General features: G+C 49.0%; 1 protein-coding gene. It reads right to left on the bottom strand.

Going from position 1 to position 1,697, the window contains the following annotated elements:
• Nucleotides 1-1,697, bottom strand: a 1,697-nt coding sequence (gene katG, locus ICN16_RS09790) for a catalase/peroxidase HPI (RefSeq protein WP_216137072.1), incomplete at both ends; no start/stop codon positions are given.

Below are 1,697 nucleotides of genomic sequence, written 5' to 3'. Positions count from 1 at the left end.
TAGTTCATGTCCGTTAGATTGATGAAAAAGTCGTTACTCAGCACCCCTTCTTTTTCTGTGAACACGCCCTGCTTAGCGCCGCCATAGTTTGTTCCAAGAACGCGCATACCGCCGACTAATACGGTCATCTCTTGGGCGGTCAGCCCCATCAACTGTGTGCGGTCTAAGAGCATTTCCTCTGGCATGACAACATAGTTTTCCTTTAACCAATTTCGATAGCCGTCTGCCAATGGCTCAAGAACTTCAAATGACTCTATATCTGTCATTTCTTGTGTGGCGTCGCCACGGCCCATGGTGAATGGCACTTTAACGTCAAAGCCTCCAGCCTTGGCAGCTTGTTCAATGCCGATATTGCCGCCAAGAACGATGGTATCCGCAATGCTGACGCCAGATTCTTTGGCAATTTTTTCGTAGACTGACAGCACTCTTGCTAAGCGCTCAGGCTCGTTTCCTACCCAGTCTTTCTGGGGTGCCAAACGAATACGAGCACCATTTGCACCGCCACGTTTATCTGAGCCGCGATAAGTGCGAGCGCTATCCCAAGCGGTGGTTACTAAATCACTGATGGATAGTCCGCTAGCTTTGATCTTCGTTTTTACGGCTTCAACACCGTAGTCTTTTGGGCCCGCTGGCACAGGATCTTGCCAAATCAATTCTTCCTTAGGAACATCCGGTCCGAAGTGTCTTGCTTTAGGCCCCATATCACGATGGGTTAACTTAAACCAAGCTCTAGCAAAAGTTTCAGAAAAATAAGCCTGATCCTGATGGAACTTCTCAGAGATTTTTCTATATTCTGGATCCATCTTCATTGCCATGTCTGCATCGGTCATCATCGGCATGCAACGAATAGAGGCATCTTCTACATCAACTGGCATATCTTCTTCTTTGATGTTGATGGGCTCGTATTGCCAAGCGCCTGCTGGGCTCTTAGTCAGCCTCCAGTCGTAGTTGAGGAGTAAATGAAAGTAACCGTTATCCCATTGAGTTGGGTTTGTTGTCCAAGCGCCCTCAATTCCACTGGTGATGGTATCTCTACCAATTCCACGAGTCTTGTGATTCATCCAGCCAAGACCTTGCTCCTCTATGGGGGCTGCTTCTGGTGCTGGGCCAAGATTGGCTGCGTTGCCATTGCCATGTGCTTTACCAACAGTATGTCCACCAGCCGTTAGCGCAACAGTCTCTTCGTCATTCATGGCCATGCGAGCAAAGGTTACCCGAATATCTTGCGCGGTTTTTAGGGGATCTGGATTGCCATCCACGCCTTCTGGATTTACATAGATCAAGCCCATCATGACGGCTGCAAGGGGATTGGCTAAATCTCGTTCGCCAGAATAGCGGCTGCCTTCACCACCACTTTTTTGGAGCCATTCTTTTTCAGAGCCCCAATAAGTATCTTTTTCTGGATGCCAAATATCTTCACGACCGAATGAGAAACCAAACGTTTTGAGCCCCATGGATTCGTAGGCAATAGTGCCGGCCAAGATCATGAGGTCGGCCCAACTTACTTTGTTGCCATATTTCTTCTTGATTGGCCATAAGAGACGACGGGCTTTATCTAGATTGGCGTTATCTGGCCATGAGTTCAATGGAGCAAAGCGTTGATTGCCTGTCCCAGCTCCACCGCGACCATCGGCAATGCGATAGCTACCCGCAGAGTGCCAGGCCATACGAATCATCAGGCCGCCGTAGTGACCCCA

Origin of the sequence: Polynucleobacter sp. es-MAR-4, assembly GCF_018882055.1 — a bacterium.
Classification (GTDB): domain Bacteria; phylum Pseudomonadota; class Gammaproteobacteria; order Burkholderiales; family Burkholderiaceae; genus Polynucleobacter.
Note: the sequence above shows the minus strand (reverse complement) of the source record. Positions and strands in the feature narration are given on the sequence as shown.